At 39.8% G+C, this 22,698-nt stretch carries 20 protein-coding genes; 8 read left to right on the plus strand and 12 right to left on the minus strand.

Annotated features, from left to right (window positions below; translation table 11 throughout):
* The 4 genes from AC0VYA_RS05595 to AC0VYA_RS05610 are packed head-to-tail and all read right to left on the minus strand — an operon-like array spanning window position 1 to window position 4,755.
* Window positions 1-1,611 (minus strand): outer membrane beta-barrel protein, encoded by a 1,611-nt coding sequence (locus tag AC0VYA_RS05595; RefSeq protein ID WP_475490336.1) that lies wholly within the window; start codon window positions 1,609-1,611, stop codon window positions 1-3.
* Window positions 1,611-2,510, minus strand: coding sequence for an XrtA-associated tyrosine autokinase (locus AC0VYA_RS05600; RefSeq protein WP_475490337.1), 900 nt, complete (start codon window positions 2,508-2,510; stop codon window positions 1,611-1,613). Before AC0VYA_RS05600 ends, AC0VYA_RS05595 begins: the two co-directional genes overlap by 1 nt.
* Entirely contained in the window at window positions 2,507-4,090 is a 1,584-nt protein-coding gene (locus tag AC0VYA_RS05605; protein ID WP_475490338.1) for an XrtA system polysaccharide chain length determinant, read from the minus strand. The genes AC0VYA_RS05600 and AC0VYA_RS05605 overlap by 4 nt, the downstream gene beginning before the upstream one ends.
* Before the next feature lie 29 nt (window positions 4,091-4,119).
* A complete protein-coding gene (locus AC0VYA_RS05610; RefSeq protein WP_475490339.1) occupies window positions 4,120-4,755 on the minus strand; it encodes an XrtA/PEP-CTERM system exopolysaccharide export protein in 636 nt (211 codons plus the stop codon).
* 173 nt (window positions 4,756-4,928) lie between these two features.
* Here AC0VYA_RS05610 and AC0VYA_RS05615 point away from each other — a divergent pair, with 173 nt between their 5' ends.
* Genes AC0VYA_RS05615 through AC0VYA_RS05635 form a run of 5 tightly spaced genes read left to right on the plus strand, consistent with a single transcriptional unit; the run spans window position 4,929 to window position 9,842 of the window.
* Window positions 4,929-6,341 (plus strand): TIGR03013 family XrtA/PEP-CTERM system glycosyltransferase, encoded by a 1,413-nt coding sequence (locus tag AC0VYA_RS05615; protein WP_475490340.1) that lies wholly within the window; start codon window positions 4,929-4,931, stop codon window positions 6,339-6,341.
* 2 nt (window positions 6,342-6,343) lie between these two features.
* Window positions 6,344-7,189, plus strand: coding sequence for an XrtA system polysaccharide deacetylase (locus AC0VYA_RS05620; RefSeq protein WP_011574032.1), 846 nt, complete (start codon window positions 6,344-6,346; stop codon window positions 7,187-7,189).
* Window positions 7,190-7,210: 21 nt separating this feature from the next.
* Window positions 7,211-8,704, plus strand: coding sequence for an exosortase A (gene xrtA, locus AC0VYA_RS05625; RefSeq protein WP_475490341.1), 1,494 nt, complete (start codon window positions 7,211-7,213; stop codon window positions 8,702-8,704).
* Window positions 8,705-8,715: 11 nt separating this feature from the next.
* Window positions 8,716-9,615 carry an FkbM family methyltransferase gene (locus tag AC0VYA_RS05630; RefSeq protein WP_475490342.1) on the plus strand — a complete coding sequence of 300 codons (900 nt, stop codon included), beginning with the start codon at window positions 8,716-8,718 and terminating at the stop codon, window positions 9,613-9,615.
* 17 nt (window positions 9,616-9,632) lie between these two features.
* Window positions 9,633-9,842: an acyltransferase family protein gene (locus tag AC0VYA_RS05635; protein WP_475490343.1), complete on the plus strand. Its 210-nt coding sequence runs from the start codon at window positions 9,633-9,635 to the stop codon at window positions 9,840-9,842.
* Between the two features lie 44 nt (window positions 9,843-9,886).
* Here the strand turns inward: AC0VYA_RS05635 and AC0VYA_RS05640 are convergent, their stop codons facing one another.
* The 3 genes from AC0VYA_RS05640 to AC0VYA_RS05650 are packed head-to-tail and all read right to left on the minus strand — an operon-like array spanning window position 9,887 to window position 12,868.
* Complete coding sequence (locus AC0VYA_RS05640) at window positions 9,887-11,020, minus strand: right-handed parallel beta-helix repeat-containing protein (protein WP_475490344.1); 1,134 nt, start codon at window positions 11,018-11,020, stop codon at window positions 9,887-9,889.
* Between the two features lie 28 nt (window positions 11,021-11,048).
* On the minus strand, window positions 11,049-11,630 hold the full coding sequence (locus AC0VYA_RS05645; RefSeq protein ID WP_475490345.1) for an acyltransferase: 582 nt from the start codon (window positions 11,628-11,630) through the stop codon (window positions 11,049-11,051).
* Entirely contained in the window at window positions 11,627-12,868 is a 1,242-nt protein-coding gene (locus AC0VYA_RS05650; protein WP_475490346.1) for a TIGR03087 family PEP-CTERM/XrtA system glycosyltransferase, read from the minus strand. Before AC0VYA_RS05650 ends, AC0VYA_RS05645 begins: the two co-directional genes overlap by 4 nt.
* Window positions 12,869-13,260: 392 nt before the next feature.
* Here AC0VYA_RS05650 and AC0VYA_RS05655 point away from each other — a divergent pair, with 392 nt between their 5' ends.
* Both AC0VYA_RS05655 and AC0VYA_RS05660 read left to right on the plus strand, forming a co-directional pair.
* Window positions 13,261-14,187, plus strand: coding sequence for a glycosyltransferase family 2 protein (locus tag AC0VYA_RS05655; protein WP_475490347.1), 927 nt, complete (start codon window positions 13,261-13,263; stop codon window positions 14,185-14,187).
* A 98-nt stretch (window positions 14,188-14,285) separates the two neighbouring features.
* Window positions 14,286-15,134: a sulfotransferase family protein gene (locus AC0VYA_RS05660; protein WP_475490348.1), complete on the plus strand. Its 849-nt coding sequence runs from the start codon at window positions 14,286-14,288 to the stop codon at window positions 15,132-15,134.
* Window positions 15,135-15,187: 53 nt separating this feature from the next.
* Here AC0VYA_RS05660 and AC0VYA_RS05665 read toward each other — a convergent pair whose 3' ends face one another.
* Complete coding sequence (locus tag AC0VYA_RS05665) at window positions 15,188-16,504, minus strand: O-antigen ligase family protein (RefSeq protein WP_475490349.1); 1,317 nt, start codon at window positions 16,502-16,504, stop codon at window positions 15,188-15,190.
* Between the two features lie 87 nt (window positions 16,505-16,591).
* On the opposite strand from AC0VYA_RS05665, the gene AC0VYA_RS05670 reads away from it, so the two are divergent.
* Window positions 16,592-17,860, plus strand: a complete 1,269-nt coding sequence (locus AC0VYA_RS05670) for a hypothetical protein (protein ID WP_475490350.1) — start codon at window positions 16,592-16,594, stop codon at window positions 17,858-17,860.
* A gap of 143 nt (window positions 17,861-18,003) precedes the next feature.
* On the opposite strand, the gene AC0VYA_RS05675 is transcribed toward AC0VYA_RS05670, so the two are convergent.
* From AC0VYA_RS05675 to AC0VYA_RS05690, 4 genes are all read right to left on the minus strand, one after another.
* Entirely contained in the window at window positions 18,004-19,050 is a 1,047-nt protein-coding gene (locus AC0VYA_RS05675; protein ID WP_475490351.1) for an acyltransferase family protein, read from the minus strand.
* Window positions 19,051-19,205: 155 nt separating this feature from the next.
* Window positions 19,206-20,123, minus strand: a complete 918-nt coding sequence (locus AC0VYA_RS05680) for a glycosyltransferase family 2 protein (protein ID WP_475490352.1) — start codon at window positions 20,121-20,123, stop codon at window positions 19,206-19,208.
* A 3-nt stretch (window positions 20,124-20,126) separates the two neighbouring features.
* On the minus strand, window positions 20,127-21,593 hold the full coding sequence (locus tag AC0VYA_RS05685) for a lipopolysaccharide biosynthesis protein (RefSeq protein WP_475490353.1): 1,467 nt from the start codon (window positions 21,591-21,593) through the stop codon (window positions 20,127-20,129).
* On the minus strand, window positions 21,590-22,696 hold the full coding sequence (locus AC0VYA_RS05690; protein WP_475490354.1) for a glycosyltransferase: 1,107 nt from the start codon (window positions 22,694-22,696) through the stop codon (window positions 21,590-21,592). The genes AC0VYA_RS05685 and AC0VYA_RS05690 overlap by 4 nt, the downstream gene beginning before the upstream one ends.
* Between the last annotated feature and the right edge of the window lie 2 nt (window positions 22,697-22,698).

Below are 22,698 nucleotides of genomic sequence, written 5' to 3' on the forward strand. Positions count from 1 at the left end.
TTAGAATTGGTAGTTAACACTAACCGTTAGGCGAGAGTCAGTTAAATCACGGTTTTCGTCTTCCGTTTTTCGCTCTACATAGCGTGCGGCTACAGTAAGTTTCATATCTCTACTTAACGCTCTTATAAAACTAGCTCTGATGTTCAACACGTCGTTTTGGCGGTCACTATCACTGTAGTCTAGGGTCGAATAACTCGTCGTTAAGCTAATATCATTGCGGCGCCCTAACTCATAGGCAAGATTTAAGGTAGCGACTCTACTGTCTTGTTCTCTGGCTGATTCAAGATATTCGGTTCTATTATAATTTAGGTTTAATGAGGCTGAAAGACGACGTTTGTTATAACCAAAGCTAATCTGTCCACTTTTTCTAAATAGGGTTTCATCAGTGATGTCCGTGGTAAAACTATTCAAGCTACGGAATTCTTCACCTGCTTGCAATACATAATCTATTGATGTTGGTTGAAAACACTCAGCAAACTCAGTAGAGCCGATAGGGCAAACAAATAAGCTACTAACGCCTTCTACAATGCTTAATCTTGAATAAGACGTAACACTTTCTGAATAGCTAGCTTTGGTCTTAAATGACTTTAACTTATAAGCGAAGTCCATGTCGTAAGCATCGCCATAAAAATTCTTATCATAGGTTAAACCCAAAAAAGTGCGTTTCGAAAATGCCCATTGGGTATTTAATCCTACATATCGGCTATTATTATCACCCTCGTCCAAATTGTTATAGGTGATATCGATAAAACGGTCATCTGATGGTTGCCAACGAACGCCCGCGCCGTAGGACGTGGTATCTAAGTTCTGTCTATTTGCTGTGGTTATTGAATTCTCATCGATATCGTATTTTCTATCGGTCGCAGTAAGAATCAATGAGTAGTCATCGGTGAATTTGAAGCCAATGTTGGCGCTCGTTAAAGTTGACGTAAGATCACTCGTGCTTTCACGCTTAGTGTCACTGAATTGAGAGCTTAATAAAAAGCTCAAGCTTTGCAGGCGACGGCCTTGATATATCTGTGCGGATGCCGTGTAACCTTCGCTGTTTAAGTTGGTTAAATTTCCGAGGGTTTCATTCGACTTTGTTTTTGAATACCCGCTTTGAACCGCCAAACCAATATAATGCGGATTAGGAGTGACAAAGCTTAATTGTGCATTATGGCTCGATACTTTACTTAGATCACCGCTACTAAGAACTTTATCGCTTATGTAGCTCTGGGAGGTATCAATAACTCGATAATTTTGGCTTCCCGCCAACGATAAAGACAAAACATTTTCGATTAAGCTCATGCCTGAAGAGTAAGAAAGTTCCGTAAAGCTCTTGTCCGTATTCGGCTCACTACTACTTTGCTCAACGGTCGTATTTTCAATTACAAGAGAACCGTTGGCGCGCTTTCCAGTAAAGTAAGAAACTAACTTAGGAGAAACAGATACAGCCTCGGTGCCTGTACTAGGATCATCTCCCGTTTTCGTATCATATACGTAACCAGTGGCTGATACAGAAGGTATAAATTTGAGGTCGGCAGCGTATAAGCTATCAGGAAACCAACATGCAATAGAAACAGCGACTACAAGTTTATTCGGTTTGGAAAACGCTGTCATGCGCATCATTAATTTGCTCCTGCGTAGTAGTATCCGTAACCTGTTCCGTCTTTTCTAATGTTTTGCGCTTTGTTTACAACGAAACCAATCGCCATGTCAGGATTTAAATGCCCAACGGCTTCTTGTATATCGGTAATTTTAGTTGACTGCTCTTCAGCCACAACAATCGCTTGACCGGCTAGATTTGCCAAAATTGCCGTCTCATTGATACCCAATAATGGAGGTGTATCGACGATAACGACACGATCCGGATAACGATTAGCAAACTCTTGTACCGCTTCGTACATTTTCTCACTCGCTAGCAATTCAGTCGAAAGATGATGAGACTTACCAGCGGGAATGATGCGTAAATTCGGCACATTAGTTTGGCACATGACTTCGGCAATATCAGACTTTTCGCCGAGCAGATATTCCATTAGTCCATCTTGGTTTTGCAGCTCTAGGGTGCGCATAACGTTAGGGCGCAGCACGTCAGCATCGACGAGTAAAACGGTTTTGTCTTGCTCGAGTGCGATGCTTAAAGCCAAATTAACTGCGGTAAATGTTTTCCCTTCACCAGGACGAGAACTGGTGACCATGATTATATTGCTGTTATTCAAGGATTTAGAAAGAGGACCAAAAGCGTTGTCAAGGATTTTGCGTTTTATCGCTCGGTATTCTTCATTAATTAGTCGACGTTTGGCACTGGTTGAAACAAAGCCCTTTTCTTCCATTTTAAACAAATCAATTTCAATGCTCTCAGGGGGGATCAATGCATTAGGCGTACCTTTAGCGGCATTGGTAGTAGGTACTTGATTCGAGCCAAAAACATCGTCTTTAGACATTGAGTCACTGGACGTATCATTCTCATCAGTTTTAGCTTTTTTATCTTTTTCCTGTTTGGATAGAGCGCGTTCTATAGTGTTCATGCTAATACCCTCGATATGACATCGATATTCATTATTTCAGTGACCATCAAAGCGCCGTAAAACATTAAAATCAAACCTGAAGAAAACGCAAAGACTAATATTCTAGCTCGGTTAACTTTGCGTATCCCTTTGACATTAAGATGAGAAACAACGCCTAAAACCGGATAAGACGTTAGTGTGGTTAGTTGACTACCTCGGATAAGGATTGGGTTAATTTGACTTATTAAAAATGCGATCGCCACACCCGCTCCAAAACCAATGAACACCACCGCCGTGTACGCAATCAACCGGTTTGGTCCGCTTGGGGTCAATGGAGCTAGGGGGGGATCAATCACTCTGAATTGAACATCTTCAGATGAAACATCAGCTTTTTGTGCTAAATCCGCTGACTCTCTTCTTGACAGTAGCTCTTCGTACTTTCGTTTCGTAATACCGTAATCCCGATTCAATGCCGTATATTCAGCCTCTACCTGAGGTACCAAATCGATTTTTTGTTGCAGAGATTCAATTTTTTGCTCAAAGTCGTCCCGTCGCACCTCCAAAGAAGCGATGTTGCTTTGTAAGCGGCTTATTTCAATCCGGATTTCAGTGGATAATGCATTTAAACTTCCACCGCCGTTCTCGCCTGCATTCGCTGATTCTAAGTACTCGTCTATTTCCTCTTGTCTAGATGTTTGAAGTGACTCAAGTAATGAATTGGCTTCAATCACGTCAGGGTGGAGCTCAGTATACTTGAGTTTTAATTCATCGAGACGCTCTTCTAAATTTTGAATTCTGGCATCAAAACGGGTAGATAAAGAAGAATTAGAATCGGAGGGTTTAACAGCAAAACCATCAATGCGTGAACTAGATTGATTTATCTCTCCAGTTAAAGCTTTGATTTGCTGTTCAGTTTCTTTTATCGATAATTCAGTTTGCTCTTTTTGTTCTTTTAATTGTGTGTAGTTTTGATAAAAAGAACCTTTATTGGGAAGTAAGGTAGCATACTTACGTTTGAAATCTGCAACGCGTTGTTCAGCATTGGTCAGTCTAGCCTCATACTCAGAGATCTGTTGTTCAATGAATCTGCTTGCTGAATCTGAGTCCTTTCTCGAGCTTCCGAGGGCACCTTCCACAAATAAGTCTAGCGTCTCTTGCACGACTGTTTTAGACATCTGCGGATCGCTATTACTATATGAAATAGTGTACAAGTTATCTCGGCCCACAGCCCTAAGTTTCAAATTGCTATCTAGTTCGCTAATAACATTTTCATAATCACCGGGTGTGAGCGCGGTGATGTCTAAATCAGATTCTCGAGCGATAATTTCTAGGTTGGGTCTACTTAACAGTGTTTTAACCATCATAGAAATCTCTTGCTGTGGATTCGTTTGAACAGCTAAGCCACGCAACAAAGGTTGTAAGACGGATCGCGTATCAACGTAAACGCGAGCTTGCGACTCATAGGTGTCAGGCATGGAGGCCACATAAGCGAACCCTAAAGGGCAAATGAGCCACGAACAAATCATGACATAACGCTTTTTTACCCAAACGCCTCTAAGATAATCAAGCAGAAGCTCAATCGTTTTCTGTAAATCTTGCATCTAAATTTCCGTATCCTTCGAAATATTGCCTAGAACCAAGCTTCAGGAATAATAATGATGTCACCGGGTAATATATCAATATTCTGTGCAATGTCGCCGTCTCGTATCAATGAGTCGATATTAATACCAAAAGTTTGTTGCTTACCGTTTATCGTACGAATTAACTTGGCGTTATCACCAGCAGCATATTCTGTCAGGCCACCGACCGAAATCATTAAATCCAGTAATGTCATTTGCTGGGTGTAATTAATCGCGCTTGGGTTTGCGGCTTCGCCAATGACACGAACTTGTTCACTTAGAGGACCAGCGAAACGAGTGACACTGACTGTCACGCGAGGACTGTTAATAAATTTACCTAGAGATTCTTCCAATTCTCGAGCAAGTACGTATGGGGTTTTACCAGTTACCTCGATGTCTTCTACCAAAGAGGTCGTGACTTTACCGTCTGGACGAACGATAAAGCTGCCAGAGATATCGGGGTTTCGCCAAACGAATATGGATAAAGTATCGCCAGGGCCAATTAAATACTGATAATTGCCTACCGAAGTAGTCAATGAAGGATAGGTTGAGGCATTAGGAAGGCTACTATTACTGCTTGAGCATCCTGCTAAGGTTAAAATGAATAAAAATACTAAATTGAAGAATGCTATTTTGTTAGTCTTCATGTAAATTGTAGCTCCGTGTGTTGAACTCATCGATCATCAATGTAACAAGATTTAGACTTATTTCAAAACATAAAATAATGAACAATAATAAAAAGTTAGTCGAACTCAAATACCTATTTTATATTTGGGAAACAGTAAATGATGAAGTTGTTGCAATTAGAGGAAAATGATTAATGAGTTTTGTTAATCGAAAGGAAGTTAGGCGCTCAAATATACTGATGATTTTAGAAGCATCAGTTGTGGCGTATATTTTATATTTGACCTTAGGTATTGTCAGTGAGATTACCGGTTCATCTGTCCCTACTATAGGTGATGTGACGCTCTATATCGGCTTATTTACGTTTTTAGTGATTGTGTCTGCACTGTCAGTAGGGTTGTATGAATCAAAGTTAAGAGAGACATTCCGCGGCATTATCCGGCGCATATTCGTCAGCGTCGCCCTAGGGTATTTCGTCATGGAAATCTTGGGAAATACGTTTCTTGCCTATATCGATTTGCATCAGTACTTCCTACCCATAGCTGCAGGCTTGTGTATCGTGGCCTTAGTGATTTTTCGTTATTTCATTAATCGGCTGGGACTACTTGGTTTAGGGCAAACTAAAATAGTGGTTATTGGAGCCGGTGAGCGAGCGTCGATTATTGAGAAACGCATGCGTCGTGAAGTGGATCGTTTTGGCTTTGAGCTTTTAGGTTTTATCCCGATCCCTGGTGATAACCGTGAAGAAGGGATTCAAAATGAGAAATTAGTTCACGTCAAAGTGGATGAAAATTTTCGCAATTTTATTGCTGATAATGATATCGATGAAGTCGTTATAGCGTGTGACCAAAGGCGTGGCACATTACCCGTGGAGATCCTGTTCGATTGCCGGTTACGTGGAGTTGAAGTCACTGATTTACTTGACTTTATGGAACGTGAAACAGGGCAGATTGTAGTAAATTTGATGTACCCAAGTTGGGTTATCTATTCCAACGGTTTTAATTCTCAAAATTACCTTAGAGATGCTTTAGACTACGGAATGAATAGTTTGTTGGCATTCGTCGTACTGATGTTTACATGGCCATTTATGTTGCTTACTGCGCTGATTATTTATTTTGAGGATAATAGTGGGGCTAAAGCATCAGTTTTTTATAAGCAAGAGCGGGTAGGGTTAAACGGCAAGTTATTCAATATCATTAAGTTTAGAAGTATGCGCCCTGACGCGGAAAAAGATGGCGCTAAGTGGGCTACTACAAATGATGATCGAGTAACCAGAGTGGGGCAATTTATTCGGAAATATCGTATTGATGAGTTACCTCAGTTACTGAATGTGTTCAGAGGTGAGATGTCATTTATTGGTCCTCGGCCAGAGCGTCCGCAATTCGTTGAGCAACTTATCCGAGAAATCCCGTATTACAATCAAAGACATAATGTAAAACCTGGCTTAGCGGGTTGGGCGCAGTTGAATTATCCTTATGGAGCAAGCGTTGAAGACTCCATGGAAAAGCTGAAATTTGATTTGTATTACGTTAAACATCAAAGCTTAATGTTGGATATCCTTATTTTAATTCGGACCGTTGAAGTCGTGCTTTTTGGTAAAGGGAGATAGGGATGCCTGTCACAGGTTTAAATGCGATGACAGTCGATGTGGAAGACTTCTTCCATGTTTCTGCGTTTGAGTCAGTCATTACGCCTGACCAATGGAAAGATTATCAACCCAGAGTAGATAAAAATACACGCACCCTGCTTGAGATGTTTGCCAAGCATAATGTTAAATCAACTTTTTTTGTGCTGGGTTGGGTTGCAGAGAGATATCCTGAATTAATAAAAGAAATTCACGCCCAAGGGCACGAAATCGCCAGCCACGGGTATGCGCATAGACGCGCCACAGAACAAACGCGAGAGCAGTTTACGGCTGATGTAACTCGGTCGAAGGAGCATCTTGAAGATTTGTTAGGGGAAGCTCTTACTGGCTATCGTGCCCCAAGCTTTTCCATAGGCTACAACAATGAGTGGGCATTTGAGGTGTTAGCTGAACTTGGTTTTAAATATAGTTCTAGCACCTATCCTGTGAAACATGATTTGTACGGTACACCAGACTGGCCGCGCTTTGCCTATACGCGCAAAGAAGGCATTATAGAAATTCCAATCCCTACCCATAAAGTGATGGGTCGACAAACACCCATAGGTGGCGGCGGTTACTTCCGTTTATACCCATATACCTTGACTAAGTCTTTGATTACCGGCTATCTGAAAAAAGAGAAACAGCCGTACTCTTTCTATTTTCATCCTTGGGAAATAGACGCTGACCAACCTCGCATGACAAATGCACCCCTTAAATCAAGATTTCGTCACTATGTGAACTTGAATAAAACTCAAGGAAAACTGGAGCGATTACTTAATGATTTTTCATGGGACACCATGAAGAGTGTTTATAATATTGAAAGCACTAGCTAGGAATGGGACGGAGTCTTTTCAATGAATGATGGAAGTATGCGCGCCCCTGAAGAACGTCATTCAGTAATAGGGATTATTGCGCTGCTAGTTGTTGTTGCGTTTTGGGTGGCTACATTTTGGCAGGGGATTGTTTCTGCAATTGATATTTGGATTATTTCCGATATTTTTAATCACTGTTTATTTGTAATCCCTGCCAGCATTTATTTTATTTATTGTAAAAAAGAGCAACTCTCGCTTTCAGCCATTAGACCAAATTACTGGGTTTTAATTTTATGCTTTGGTAGCTTAGGTCTTTATGGGGTTGGGCTCTCAGGTGGTGTTCAGCTTTTCATGCATATTGCTACATTTACCTTCTTACCCTTTAGCATCTGGTTTCTATTAGGAAATGAGCAAGCTAAAAAAATCTTATTTCCTTTATTCTTTATCGTTTTCTGTATTCCGGTAGGCGAGGAGTTAATTCCTACGCTGCAAGCTGTTACCGCAGACTTATCTGTCATGATGTTACAGTGGGTCAATGTACCAATCTATCGCAGTGGCTTATACATAGAGATCCCTGAGGGCCGGTTTCTTGTGGCAGAAGCATGTTCAGGTATTAGCTTTTTCATCGCATCGGTCGTGATTGGTTCGTTGTATGCCTATATGAATATGCAGTCGCGTGTTCGTAGATTTTCGTTTGTGTGTATATCCATTTTGTTCCCTATTATAGCCAATGCTATAAGGGTGTTTGGCATCATTTTGACTGGCCATCTAACGAACATGGAGCATGCTGTCGGTGCGGATCACCTTATCTATGGATGGGTGTTTTTTAGTTTAGTAATCATATGCCTAATAGGGCTGGGCGAGTTTATAAGAGAAAAGTCTTCTGATCTAAAACCAGAAACACCACTTGCAATCCCTTTCGTATCCTCTAATCAAGTTTATATAAAGGCAAGTGTGACAATATCGGTTTCTATGTTGTTTTTCTTATTCTGGTACCAACTTATCCAAAGCCAATTAGTAGCAGGAACCTCACCTGAGCGTCTCAAAGCATTGCCTTTTACAAGTGCACAAGTAACTGCTAACTGGTCGCCTGAGTTTGTCGATTTTTATGACAAAAATACTTCCCGATTTGCGTTCGAAAACAAAGCGGTTGACATGTATGCGGTTTGGTATCCTAAAGGACGAGGAGAATTGGTGAGTTTTGCTAATCGTATGTATTTGGAAGACTCTTGGACATTAGAGTCTGCTTATTCAGTCATTATAAATCCAGAGGACAAGATTAACGTTGAGCAAATAGTTAATGCTCGGGGTGTTCGCTTGCTTGGGTATTGGTATTTCGTTGATGGCGAGATATTTTCAAATAAAAATCATGCAAAGTTATATGAAATTTATCAAATAATGTTAGGGCAACATTATGGAAGTGGTCTTGTTATGGTCTCAGCAGAAATTGAGTACAGTACGTTAGACACTGATAAGGCATGGTTCAGTAGAATGATGAGCAGCAAGTTTAACGCTATCAATCAGATATTTCCGTAACGACTAATAATATGCAATCTTTCAATTTCGCTGAGCGGCACTTTAATCCTCTCGTTAATCGTTGCTTGGTCTGGGCGCAGACCCATGAATGGCGAGGAAAGCATCGCTTTTATCTATGGATGAGTGCGCATTTTCCGCACAAACTGATCCGTTATAAAGTCAAAGAGCGTTTCTTTTCTGTCCCGTTAACCGAATTATGTTTTTGGTTGGAAGGTGGACCTAATAATTACTATTTAGAAGAGTTTATACCCTTCTGCGATTTACTCAGTGACTTAGAAAAGCCTTTTACTCTTTTCGATTTAGGAGCAGATATCGGCACAGTCTCGTCTTTAGTTGCATCTCGCTGTTCCAATTTAAGTAACATTATTGCATTTGAGCCAAACCCAAACTCTTTCACTGTACTAGAGCAGAATTTTTCTCAATTTTCGCTCGATGTAATGGCGCTAAATTCAGCTGTGTCTGACTTTGATGGAAAGGCTGATCTTGAAGCTGATATGAGCCGTGCTAACGACCATGAAGGCCAGATAATCAGAGCTGATTCGGGAGCTGTCGATGTTGTCAGTTTAGATAGTTGGTATAGATTGAACCCTCAGGTGAAATTATGTTCGCGTGTGGTCGTTAAAATTGATGTTGAAGGGCAAGAACCACAAGTACTTGCCGGTGCAGCTCAGTTATTAACCCACGTAGATTCAGTCATTTTGTTGCTTGAAATTCACCCTGATGTGCTGGTTAAAACGAACATTACACCAGAAAAACTGTTTCGCCAAGCCGAAGCATTGCGAGGGTTTGACTGGTATGTCCCTATTGTTTCTAAAGATAAAAAAGTCGATAGAACGACCGCGTTTTTTAAGCAGTATGAAATGAAACAATACGATGTGATCGGTATTTCGATTCCAATTGAGCAACAGTAGATAACAAAGGGAAAACTATGTTCGGGGTGTATCGGTTTATATTAGCGGTAAATGTGGTGATATATCACGTGCTAGGCGTCGCTTCTATTGGTCCATACGCGGTGTATAGTTTCTTTGTACTCAGCGGCTTCTTGATGACCATGATAATGAATGAGTCCTACGGTTATTCATTAGATGGTTTTAAGCGCTATGCTTTGAACCGATTTCTTCGTCTTTATCCTGTTTAATATTGTTAATGAAAGCATCAATTTTGTACTTGCTTTATTTCGCGTTACTGATTTTCGGGCCAAAATAAAGCTTCGAACTGAGTGCGTTCTTCTTTGCTAAGCATTTCTTTTAAATTTTTGACCCTTGTGTTGTTTATCAGCATCCCTTGTGCCCCATTGCGCTTGCGCACAGGTTTGTTGGTAATATTGTCTGCTATCACAATATTTTGTGTATCAGTAAAGCGATATTCTATCGCGTTGGGGTAGTTATGACCGAGGTATATTCTATTATCTAAAATCTGAGTATCTGGTGATTGCTCTAGTGAAATTCCCACATCAGCGTTGGGATCCTTGTCATCATAGTGAATAATTAGGTTTTCAATAATGGCACCGCCGGACGCTGGTTTACCCTTGAGGCCGAAGCCGATCCCACGGTCGCAATTAATAATTGTATTGTTTTGTACTGTATTATTGCTTGCTCCATTCCAAAAATGGACAGCAAACTCTGCGACCCGTTTATCTGGGCTGGCAATATCTTTAAAGCGATTGTGCGCGACCATCCAGCCGCGCGAACCATGAGCATCGATCCCACCTATGTAATAGTTTGGCCCGATCCCTTTTGTGTAGGCAAATTCACAATTTTCGACCACACCGTAATCGCTGCTATTTTTTGATTTTCCCCCAGATGAAACCTTGATTAATTGTTGATAACTGTCTTGTAGAATGCAATTTTTGAGGGTGGGGAAGTCAGCATCGCGTTCTCCAGAAATTTGGATAAGATGATTGCCGGCCTCAGCTAAGGTGATACCGTCGAGTGTAAAATATTTTGCGTGAACCGTAATGATATTCTCTACTTGACCTCGTCTACGCATACCTAGGCCTATTATTCGAGTATCCGCAGGGTTCAATTGATCGCCTATTAAACTGATGTGTGCGGCTGATATAAGTAGCGGTTTGTTCAGCTGATAAGTGCCTGGGGCGAGTAATATTTTGGTTTTTCCATTCTTATTAGCCCGTTTCAACGCGTTGTACAAAGAGGAAATATCCGATACTTCGATGACAGATAACCCGGCTTCCACATGGCTGTTCTGGCTGAATGTAACGGTTGAAATACTTAACATAAGCAAAAATAAGCAAAAACGATGTCTGATCTTATTCAACGTAAATTCTCCGGTACAGAAGCGAGTTATTGATGTCATGGTAATAAATCTTTACATGTACTGTGCGTTAATTACGCAACTTAATTACTTTCGCAGGATTTCCAGCAACAATAGCAAAATCAGGCACATCTTCTATTACCACTGAGCCTGCTGCGACGATGGCCTTGTTACCCACGTTTGCCATAACTAGCGCACCATTTCCAATCCAACAATCCTCTCCAATAGAAATCTTGGTAAAGGCGCCTCCTTGAGTTTTTATGGGACGTGATAGGTCGTCAAAGTTATGCTGGCCTTTACCGCTTAATACGTGCACAGCACTGCCTATCAAGGTATCCACTCCGATTTTGCAGGTTCCGATATTAGACTGTGGTCCAATATAAACACCAGAGCCTATCTCGATGTTTGATTGTGAAAATAATGCAGAAAACGAAAATACGACATCATGACCGCAATTTTCGAGGGATAATTTATAAAAGGCGAGTCGTATTTGGTTGCCAAAGAAACCGGGTAAAAGACTAAAAAAGTGCGAGTAACTTGAAAACACACGGTCATTATTCATGATAGTGCAAGTCAATCGATAGCATAGATATATAGGGGTAACTAGAAGTTTGCAAACTATACCGGCTACCCATTTCAAGAATATTTTCATTTATTAGTTTGACTCGTCGAAATGAGCTCAGTCTGATTTATTAAAAGTTTATTTTCAAATGGGGCTAATATACTTTCCCAAGTATAGTGTTGTTGAATTAACTGCAGCGCATTTTCGGCAATGCGCGCGTAATGTTCAGGAGATTGAAATAATTTTTCGAGCTGTAGAATAAAATCACTACTTGTTTCCGCCAGTAGAATATCTTTGTTCTCAGTGCAACGTATACCCTCAGCCCCCATAGGAGTAGATATAACAGGTAGACCACAGGCGAAGGCTTGTAATACCTTATTTTGCACTCCCCGTGCTATTCTAAAAGGCGCGACGAACACATTTGCTCTGTTAAAATACGGTTTAATATCGTCCACGAATCCTGTTACGGTTATCCCTCTCATATTGCCCAATGCTATTATTTTTTCGGTTGGGTCCATACCGGCAACGATAAACTCCGCAGTGGGCCATTTTTGCACAATATCTTTCCAAACATTTTTCACGAACCAAAGGACAGCATCTACGTTAGGAGAATAATTCATTACACCAGTGAACAATAATATCGGGCTTTCACGAAGACGAGGAACTTCAGGGGGGGAAAACCCAACTGTATCAATGCCATTTTCAATTGCGCAAATATCTCCCACGTCTGGTGCTCCCTGCTTAAATAATGCGACTTCAGTCTCTGTTATGAAAAAGCAAACATTGAAGATAGCTGCAACTTTTACCTCCAATGTTGAAATGAGATTTCTTTCGCGGGTGTACAACAGTTTCATAGGCAGAGATGAGCGCTGGGCATATTGGCGCCATTTATCAGAATCTAAATCCATAAAATCCATAAAAAGACTCAATTTTCTATTTTTAATCGCTTTAGCTTCGCTATTGAAAACATACTCAGCCATGCTCGATGCTGTGCACACTAATGCACTAAATTCGTGTTCGTCAAGCAGTTGATCTAAGCCTTTTTGTAGATCTGCACTGGAAAAATTAGCGACGCTTAACGCCTTTCCTTGCACAAAACCCGACATGAGGCGGAAAAGCTTTGGTGGGAGCCTGAAGCTGTGAACGTTAACGCCGTATTGAGACTTTAACTCGTTGAAGTAGGGCAACTCGGCGCTTTCTTCGTAGGGGGAAATCACGGTTACGTCATGACCCTTTTGGAGCAAATACTCAATTTGATGAAAGGTCCTAATTTTCTCGCCTTTATTCGGTGGAAAAGGTACACGATGGGATAAATATAGTATTTTCAAAATAGAGTTCCGATTAGTAAAATGGCGGAAAAACAGTAAATTAGACGTATCTTAACCGGAGTGTTGAGCATATCAAAGTACAATTAAAGTTTGCAAAACTCGCTTAAGTTTGGCTTTTTTTTAATAATTGAGACAAAAAATTTAATCTATTGACTAAGTAGAGAACAAGATCGTTTTTAGAGTAACAACTGTTTCTGGTATTAGCTTATCGAACCACTTAAGATGGCGGTGTGAAGGGCACAAGTTATTAGATTTTGTACTGAGGTCAATTTTATGAGCCTCTGAAGATAATCGCCGTTTAAGCAAAATTTTATAAACCAGTAGAAAGTAGAACTTAGTGCTTTCAAAGGATTCCAAGTAGATAAACTACTCTGATAAGGATTAAAGGAAAAATGATCGATTTTTCTGTCGCAATACACTCATACAATAGAGAAGAATATATTGTTGAAACAGTTGAAAGCGTTTTAAATCAAACATTAGCACCGAAAGAAGTCATTGTGATAGACGATGGTTCATCTGACAATACAGAGGCTGTCCTAGAACCGTATTTAGATCGGATTGTGTACAAAAAAATAGCGAATGTTGGCTGCGGAACATCGCGTAAAGTAGCGGTTGAGTACTGTCAAAATAAATGGATCGCATGTAATGACGACGATGATATTTGGTTATCAACACATTTAGAATCGTTATCTAATACGATTAAGTCATTTCCAAAAGCAGAATATGTTTTTTCCAATCACACGCAATTTGGAGACCGAGCAATACCAAATTACGATCATTTTGCTACAGCGCCATCTGGTTGGTGGGAAAGTGCTTCCCAGTGTGTTGATATGGATAAGATATTGCTAACGGAAGATGCATTTTTGGACTTTCTAACATTTAATCCCTCTTTCCCATCTGCTTGGGCGTTTACTAAACAGGCCTATGTCAAGGCTGGAGGCATAGATGATAAATACAGTCGAATGAATTCAGAGGATTCTGACTTTACAAGGCGCATATTACTAGCAGCGCAAGGTGCATGCACAAATCAAAAAACGGTTAAATTACGTCGTCACGGAAAAAATATGTCTGATAATTTCGTTGCTAATTTGAAAGGCAAAGCACTGATTCTTGAAGATATCGTGGCAAAAGGTATTGTACCTGATAGGTATATATCTCGGACAGTTGCAACCATTAACCAATCTAAGGTCCAAGCCTTCAGACACCTCTATTGGCAAGGAGAGCATCGTGAGTCTGTTAGCTATGCCAAGGAGAGCAATATCAAATTTTCGATCAAAGATCGACTGAGACTGATGAATGCGCGATTTAAGAAGTCTTAGATTGGAGGGAATTAACATACTGAAACGTTGTTTAAAATACAAACCGGCGCATTTAGGAGTCCGCGCAAAATTAGTTTAATATTTCGCTTCAGGTTTATATGAAGTGGTTCACAGACCAAAGAGAAGAATTAATGAATTCCAAGGCTCAAGACTTACCAAATTTTATCTGTATAGGCTCACAGCGTGCAGGCACAACGTGGTTACACAACTGTTTGGATGAGCATCCTGAGGTATTTGTACCTGCAGAGAAAGAGCTGCACTTCTTTGATCGCTTCTACGATACAGGGTTAATGAGTTATCAAAGTCGCTTTACGCCGTCGCAGCGGGGACCTGCCAAAACTTGGGGAGAACTAACCCCCAATTATTATCAAGAACCTCAAGCTCTTGAGCGTATAAATAGAGACATTCCTGATGTGAAAATTATCTATATTCTGCGGCAGCCGGCCGAACGGGCATTTTCTCAGTACCAACTTTATTCGCAAGGTCAGTTTTCTGGGATGAGCTTCGAAGAAGTGATAGCAAATAAAGAATTTGTTACGGATTTGAGTATGCAGGGCAAACATTTACAACGGCTATATTCATTGTTCGATAGGTCCCAGGTGCTAGTTTTATTCTATGATGAGTTATCTCAGTCACCAGAGACTTTCCTAAAAAGAGTTCTTACATTCTTACAAGTAGATTCGGATTTTATGCCAAGTACTTTGAATAAACGGATCAATCGCGTGGTGTTGCCTGATTTGCAAGCGCAATTAGCCAAATGGAAGCTGACATGGATGATCGAATTAGTTAAAGCATCGCCAATAGCCGAGTGGGTGAAAGAGGTTGCGCACAAAAAATCAGACACGCTAGGAAAACCTGCTTTTCCTGACGCTCTGAAAGGTCGATTCGATGACGATATTACCCTTATCGAACAACAGTTAGGCGTTGATCTAAGTCATTGGCGGTAACAGTAGCTCCTTACACCATTCTAAAATATTCTCTGAATATATTGCTTTTAGTCCTATATGTTCTTATCGGTCGGGAGTTGCATTTTACGTAAATAATAAATATTGAAAGCGCATGCTATAAAAAATATGCACCATAGGAAAACCTCAGCGCGCATTCGATTGATGAATGTCATGGAAACCATATAAGATATCAACATAGATTCCAAACACACTATTTTAAAGTAGTCATTTATAAATTCGGGCGAGTTTAGAATTTTTTTGCATTTTTTTGTCATATAAAAGCTAGAAAAAATAATCATTATTAAGGACCCTAATCCTAAATATCCTGATTCCGATAGTGCTTCAAACCACGATGAATGGACAGCTCTGTTCCGACTTCTGCCTGTGTCAATATTATGAGCAATATACAAAGGTGCGTTAATTTCGAAACCGCCCCTGCCTAGCCCAAATGGATGGTCTTTAGCCATAGTCCAAGCAGCTTTCCAAAAGACTATTCTTGTTGCGCCTGTCTCTTTATTTTCATTTACAGTTGTTTGCTCCGATATTGAATAAATCCGATTAATCGTACTGGAATCAGTAATATAGAGAAGACTAACTAAACCAGCAAAAGCTATACTTAATACCGTTGTTTTTTGGTACTTTCGCTGGACTCTGGAAAAGAATAATCTCCATAATAAATATGCAGCACCGGCCGCTACGCCGAGCATTGCCCCTCGGCTATTTACTAGAACGAGTCCATTAACAATTATAGCCCCTGCAATAACGAATGGAGTTTTTTGCTTTAGTCCAACATGACGCCAAAAGTAGAACAAACAAATTATTGAAGCAGGAGCAATCGCAGCTGCAACGCCGTTAGCTTCTGGGGAGTCCACCATTCCAATGCCTTCAACTCGATCCCCTGCATTCCTTCCTACTTGAAATATGTAGTAACCGATATAGGCGGCACCTGCAGTGTAACCGTAAAGCATATAATCCAAGGCTATTGTAGAATGACAGAGCTTAAATGCGATACTTAATATAATTGCGGCTTTTATTAATGGTACAATTGCTTCTAAATGGTAGCTAGGTATAGCTGCCCACGTGTAAACAATTGAGTATATGGCAACTGAAAAATAGAACCAACGTATTGATGGGACAGCGAGTAATTTATTCTTTTTCGTATCTTGCCATCTAAGTACTAAAATTAACAGCATAAATACAACAGAAAAAAACGAGTATCCGAAACTAGGGATAAGTGATCCCCACCACCTATTTTCGGGATGAAAAAAATATATTAATTGATAGAGTACAAACGCAAATATTGCAGAGTGTCTAAAAGTCAGTATAAAGGTACAAAAAAAACTACTGTAAAAAAGAAGAACACTGATCATTTTTCACTCATAATTATTTTATTCAAGTAAAAGCTATTGAAACATAGCCCACCCATAAAAGCTTAAAATTCACACTGGAATGATTAGATGATTTTTACATCAAGTAAAGTTAAACCTAACCCAAACTCTACTGAAAGAAGAGCTAAGATAATATACAAACATATTATCTTAATTTTTACCTTATTTTTCACTTTTTCTACTCAATCGCAAGAAAAAGCTACAGAGCTACTACTCTTTTCAAATTTAGAAAGTAAATCACTAGAATATATTGGAGGCTTTAGATTACCTGTAGGAAAAAAAGGAAGCTCAAGATTAGCTTATGCACAGGGAATATTCGCGCTTAGTCCACATGACAACACCTTATTTATAGTGGGACATACACATAAACAAGCAGTCGCCGAACTTATTATACCTAGCATAGGGTTAGCGGGTAAAGAGAATGATTGGCCTATTGCAAAATTCAAACAACCATTTAGTGGAGTATTATCAAGAGCCAAGCACGGTAACCCTCAAAAAATTAACAGAATTACAGGAATGGTGGTGGTTAACCATCAGTTGGTGATTAACGGTATGGAATATTATGATGGAGATACAAACGTAAATAATACAACACTAATTTTACGAGATTCGGATAATATAAAGGCTAGTATTGTAGATGGTTTTTTTAATCTAAAAGGGGCGGCTCATGCGGCAGGATGGATTAGCAAAGTCCCTAGAGAATGGAGAAATGCATTAAACTCAGATTTCATTTTCGGGAATGCGAGCACATATGCTATAAACTCCCGCTTGAGCATTGGTCCTAGTGCTTTCGGAGTTTACCTGTGGGGACTCTTAGATAGTAAAGTGAGCTCTGGTATAATTTCGACAGATAAATTTATGGACTTCAGTGTTTCAAATCCGATTGTAGATGATCAGTATAATAAAAAAGGAGAAAATAATCTCTGGACAGAAATTTCATCTGCCTTATACGGCTTTATTATTCCTAAAACATCTACTTATTTTGTAATTGGTAACTCAGGGGGGCACAAAGGAGGCATTGGCTACAAAGCGACTCAAGACACCGGTAAGGTCTGTGCAGGCCCCTGCGCGCTGGTCGCTTCAGATATTTATAACTATTTTTGGTTGTTCAACGTGAACGATTTTTTAAAGGTTAAGTCTGGAGTATCAAATTCCTACGATATACAACCGTATCAATATGGCATCTTCGATCAAAAGCATGTGCGTTCACAAATCATCGCAGCTGACTTTCAAGAGTCGACAAATAGACTTTTCGTACTCTATGGCAATGAAGACCGGAGTCAGAGCAAGTATGAACCTGCACCTCTAATGAGGGTGTATCAGCTCAATTTCGATTAATAAGATGTTAAGCGTAAGTATCAATTATACAGCCCGCCTTTTAATTATTATAATGGCTGCTCACAATATTACCTTTGATAATGACTCAAGGATTCCATGCACTTACAATTTAGGGAATCACTCATGTAGTATACATCCAAAAGCTATTTGTAAAGACCAGTTTTTCGTACTTTAATGGCTTTTCTTCGCATCTCAATAGGCCCCTCAAGCTGAGATATTAACAGCCAAGAAAACAAAAATAAAAACGGAAGGCTTAGTAACATTAAGGTAATGTCTGGGCGAGTATACTGTTTACCTAAAAAATCCAATCCAATCAGAACCACAAACGCAACTTGATAATGAATAAGATAAATTGGATAGCTAAAATTGCCCAACTGGTTATCTAGTTTTTTACTTATAAATGGCAGTGATTTTTTTTCTTTTAGGATGATGATCATTAAGGCACAAAGTCCGAAATTGGAATAAAAAAACAAGTTGTCTAAGTTAAAAAATTGTTGTTTCACTTGCCTGCCTAAATACCAATTGAGCAAAATGACAATCCCTAATAAATATGGAAAAAAGGAATGCTTGGTCAGCCGGTTGTTATTCATGATCGCTTGCAGGGACTCTCGGTAATGAAATATGAGTGCCCCCACTGAAAAAGGAAGCGACGCGGCCGGTATGGTAAAGTAGCGATGCTCAAAGCCAAATTGAAAAACTCCTACGGCAACATGATAAATTACACTTAATACGAACCAGTAAATCACCACTTTTTTATGTTTCGAAAGTCCGATACCTATTAAAATATAATAAAAAATCTCTACTGTAAGAGCCCAAGCTGGAGGAGTTAACCTAGGTGTCTCCCTCAATGGAAAAAATAAGAATAAGTTTTTTAGGGAGTCGATCAGATTATCTGGTAGAAATAGTGCCTTATGGTATTCGAATGAATTTTGTTCGCCAACTGACATGATCAAGATTATGGAGAATATAATGGAAGCCCAATACATAGGGTAGATGCGTAAAAACCGATTGAATGTATATTTCTTTAACCCAATTGCCGTGTAACCGTAGGTCTTCTGAATCACAAATGTCATCAAGTAACCGCTAAGTGCGTAAAACCCGAATACAGCGTAGGAGCCAATATGAGGAATGCCACCAATATGATAAAAAACGACCATCAATGCTAATACTGTCCTATATGCCCCAAACATCAACAATTCCTTATAGCTTTTATATTACTCAATCAAGGAGCATTAATAGCGTCCTTAAATATCGAGTATACAGTTGAATTAAGATAGGAATAGTACAAATTCCGCATTATTGTTTCTCTACAAAAATAGTTTTGCGATTGCGATTGCGATTGCGATTATGAGGATATTGCCCACCAAACTGTTCTGGGGATTTGCTTTAAACGAGAGTATCTCAGCATGTTTTTGCATACCACGAATAAGAGCCCAAATTTATGGCTCTTCAGCAACGGCTTTAAAACATGTGAAGACCCATTCTCAATACGCTTTTGCACCGATAGGGCAAATTTAGGGGGCTTACCTAACGCACGATAATTATCAGCCAACGATATTAATGCATATGCAGCTTGCGTATGAATCCCTTGAACTTTCGTTATACCTTGCCCTACGAAATATTCGTTGGTTATCTTTGATACACAGACGATTGGTCCCTTGGTCGCGACCTTAAATTGAAAATGGAAATCATTAGCTGCGCGGTAATATTCAGACTCTTTCGATGCAAAATAAGCTATGTCTCTTTTTACAGCGATGTTCATTGCAGCTGCGATGGGGTAATAATTATTGAAAAAGTGATCTAATGGATCATTATTTACTATGTAACTTCCATCCATTTCTTTAACCCACAAAGGTGGAGACCAATCAACTTTCGAAGGGTTTTTGACAACCGCGATAGCCGCAACACAATGGGGATTCGCTTGTAGGGCATCAACGAGTATCTGAAGTTTGTTGGGATAGGCAATATCGTCTGAATCGTTAAAAACAACAGTATCTCCCTTGGCATGAGCGACACCTGTATGTCTCGCAGCAGCTGCGCCTTGATTTTCTTGTCTAATGACACGAATTTTTCCATCAATGTTTTGTAAGTTATTGCCCGTCCCATCCGTTGAGCCGTCATCTACAATAACTATTTCGTAGCTGCCAGTGAAATCTTGCGACATTAAAGAATCAACAACGATCTGCAAGCGTTCGTAACGATTGAAAACGGGTACCACGATAGATACATCGAACTTTTCTTGGTCAATACACTTTGGGTTCATTTTTTATTTTTTAGCTTTATTAAATAATTTGCTTTTGACTTCCTTGATCACGATCGCAGAGTCTTCTTGTTTCGACAATAACATGAACCACAATATTGCGGAAAAAATGATTGCCGGAATTAAATAAATATAACTTTGCCACCAGTTTTGGCCTAAATATAGTTTTGTTAAACATAATGGAGCAGCGCTCGCTATGAGTAGCACGGCTGGTGGCTTTAACCAAGATAGGTAGGTATGCCAGTCAACCAGATTCTTACGGTGTAATACAAAGATAAACAGCGACATTCTTAACAAAGGCAAGGTGAGTGAAGTGCATATAATCATTACCATCAGCCCGTATTGCAGGAGTAATATACTGATAAATATTCGCAAAACGTTGAGAATCAATACTATTTTCATTAGCGCTTTTGCCATCCCAAGCCCCATCAGGATGGGTTCTAGAGTCTGCACGCTGGAGGATAAAATACGTGCTGTGCAAAATATTTGCAAAAAGTAACTAGAGGTCATCCACTTTTCGCCAAACAAAATCAATACCACTGGCTCCGCGCATAACCCTAGTACAGCATAAAAAGGCCACGCACAGCTTAACGTCAAAACGATGATGACTCTCATGCGTTGCATAAGCCCTTCTCCGTTTCGCTTTAATTTTGAAGCATAGGGAGAAATAACTGGATTCAAGGCCTCTGTAAAAAGCTTATTAAAGAGTGAAGCTGTTGATGAAGCTCGATTAAATTGCCCCGTAAGCTCTAGGGTGAAAAACTTACCAGAGAGGAGTTCTACTATATAGGTACCGAAATGGCCAACGATCCCGTAAACACCGACAAATTTTGAATAGCTAAGTATCTTACGACTTTGACTCAACTTGGGCATTAAAGGCATATTTGCGGGGCGGTAAAACTGCAGTAACAAAGCTTGAACCACGGTTTGAATTAATGAACCGTATACTAATGTATACACACCGAAGTCACTGTAAGCCATAAATATCATAGCCAACACACTGATAAATTGACTCGAAGTACCTGTGATTAGCGCGGGCTTAAAGTTCAACTCGCGTTTTAATAGGCAATCAATAATGGAACCAAAGGGAGCAAGGAATATATTCAATGAAAGTAATTGCAGTATATTAATTAGCTCAGGCTGTTGATAAAAATCTGCTATCGGAGAGGCGCTAAAAAATAGCGCGGCTCCTGAAATAAATGAGATTATGAGCAGAGTGCCGTAGGCACTTTGAATTATTTCTTGGGTCAACTTTTCCTTTTTAATCAGATAGTTATTGACACCGAACTCTTTTATGATCGAAGCCGTAACCATGAATATAAAGGCTATCGTATAAAGCCCATACTCCTCAGGGGTGATCAACCTTACTAACACAATAGTGCTGATAAGTTGCAGAGCGATGTTCAGATACTTCGTTATAAACGAATAAGCCAGAGCTGATCTAAAAGAGCCCTCATGTTTTGATTTACTCACTGATAAGTCACCGCGGTCAGTTTGCCTACTGCTTCCCAAGACATCTTCTTAGCCTGTAACAAATTAGCCTCTCCCATTTCTTGTAGCTTTAAATCGGTGAGGTTAGACACCTTATTCAAGACATTAACAAGGCTTTCTTTTTCACCAAAATAAAATGCTCCATTTGTTGGTACACAGCCAAATACCTTGGCCGATTCTGGCAAAATTAGGGGTTTAGCGTAAGACATAGCTAAAATTGTAGAGCCTGAAGTAAGGGTATCGCTGAAGGGTAAGCAGATGATGTCTGACGTTGCTAAATAATCGATCATTTTCTGATCTGGGAGAAACTGAAAGTCAGTGTTTATCCTGTTATTGCCTAGTGCTAGTTGTGCTAATTGCGCTTTGTATTGTGTCGAATTCGGGTTGCCAGAGATAAGCAAACGCATACTCTTGCTCTGTACCTTATTGAAAGCCTCTATTAAGGTTTCAATACCCTTGTATGGTCTTAGCACGCCAACATAACTGATTAATTTTCCTGAATTGGGCAGACCATAGCGCTCTCGCAAGTTTACTTTGTTATTGCTTGGCTCTGGGTAACTGCCTATGTAGTTGCCATGAAATATAATTTTTGACTTCGAGCGGATATCAATATTAAGCATATTTGATACTAATTCTTGTGCTTCTCTGCTGTGAAAAATAACGGTATTTACTGATTTAGCGAGCCATTTTCTTACAAGTAACTCTCGTTTGGTATTTAACTGTTGATGTGCCAATTTGTTATGCACGGTCCAGACGACTTTCTTGCCTCTTAATCTGACCAAAAAAACATCGATTATCAAGAGTGAAAATTTGACATAAAAAACTAAGTTTGACTTGGTCCACATCAATGGCTGCAGTATATCTATAATCCAGTGTACGTGAACTACATCTATATGTTTCGTTCCTTTGATGCTTTTGTTTAAAGGCAAAAGTGAATGCGAAAAAGGGATGAATGTCGTTTCTACGTGCTCCTTACTTAGAGCGCTAGCCAAAAGGGACTGATAAGGATTCGCGTTACGGTAGTCCGGTAAATGGACAGAATAAGTTTTATTGTTTTTCATTTTGCCATTTTCTTCATATTTCAATA

This window comes from Paraglaciecola sp. QJM3NY_14 (genome assembly GCF_056173245.1).

What these genes read in the sequence shown, in the direction of transcription:
- AC0VYA_RS05595 (WP_475490336.1), bottom strand. Translation starts at nt 1,611, where the DNA reads ATGATGCGCATGACAGCGTTTTCCAAACCGAATAAACTTGTAGTCGCT.
- AC0VYA_RS05600 (WP_475490337.1), bottom strand. Translation starts at nt 2,510, where the DNA reads ATGAACACTATAGAACGCGCTCTATCCAAACAGGAAAAAGATAAAAAA.
- AC0VYA_RS05605 (WP_475490338.1), bottom strand. Translation starts at nt 4,090, where the DNA reads ATGCAAGATTTACAGAAAACGATTGAGCTTCTGCTTGATTATCTTAGA.
- AC0VYA_RS05610 (WP_475490339.1), bottom strand. Translation starts at nt 4,755, where the DNA reads ATGAAGACTAACAAAATAGCATTCTTCAATTTAGTATTTTTATTCATT.
- AC0VYA_RS05615 (WP_475490340.1), top strand. Translation starts at nt 4,929, where the DNA reads ATGAGTTTTGTTAATCGAAAGGAAGTTAGGCGCTCAAATATACTGATG.
- AC0VYA_RS05620 (WP_011574032.1), top strand. Translation starts at nt 6,344, where the DNA reads ATGCCTGTCACAGGTTTAAATGCGATGACAGTCGATGTGGAAGACTTC.
- xrtA (WP_475490341.1), top strand. Translation starts at nt 7,211, where the DNA reads ATGAATGATGGAAGTATGCGCGCCCCTGAAGAACGTCATTCAGTAATA.
- AC0VYA_RS05630 (WP_475490342.1), top strand. Translation starts at nt 8,716, where the DNA reads ATGCAATCTTTCAATTTCGCTGAGCGGCACTTTAATCCTCTCGTTAAT.
- AC0VYA_RS05635 (WP_475490343.1), top strand. Translation starts at nt 9,633, where the DNA reads ATGTTCGGGGTGTATCGGTTTATATTAGCGGTAAATGTGGTGATATAT.
- AC0VYA_RS05640 (WP_475490344.1), bottom strand. Translation starts at nt 11,020, where the DNA reads ATGACATCAATAACTCGCTTCTGTACCGGAGAATTTACGTTGAATAAG.
- AC0VYA_RS05645 (WP_475490345.1), bottom strand. Translation starts at nt 11,630, where the DNA reads ATGAAAATATTCTTGAAATGGGTAGCCGGTATAGTTTGCAAACTTCTA.
- AC0VYA_RS05655 (WP_475490347.1), top strand. Translation starts at nt 13,261, where the DNA reads ATGATCGATTTTTCTGTCGCAATACACTCATACAATAGAGAAGAATAT.
- AC0VYA_RS05660 (WP_475490348.1), top strand. Translation starts at nt 14,286, where the DNA reads ATGAAGTGGTTCACAGACCAAAGAGAAGAATTAATGAATTCCAAGGCT.
- AC0VYA_RS05665 (WP_475490349.1), bottom strand. Translation starts at nt 16,504, where the DNA reads ATGATCAGTGTTCTTCTTTTTTACAGTAGTTTTTTTTGTACCTTTATA.
- AC0VYA_RS05670 (WP_475490350.1), top strand. Translation starts at nt 16,592, where the DNA reads ATGATTTTTACATCAAGTAAAGTTAAACCTAACCCAAACTCTACTGAA.
- AC0VYA_RS05675 (WP_475490351.1), bottom strand. Translation starts at nt 19,050, where the DNA reads ATGTTTGGGGCATATAGGACAGTATTAGCATTGATGGTCGTTTTTTAT.
- AC0VYA_RS05680 (WP_475490352.1), bottom strand. Translation starts at nt 20,123, where the DNA reads ATGAACCCAAAGTGTATTGACCAAGAAAAGTTCGATGTATCTATCGTG.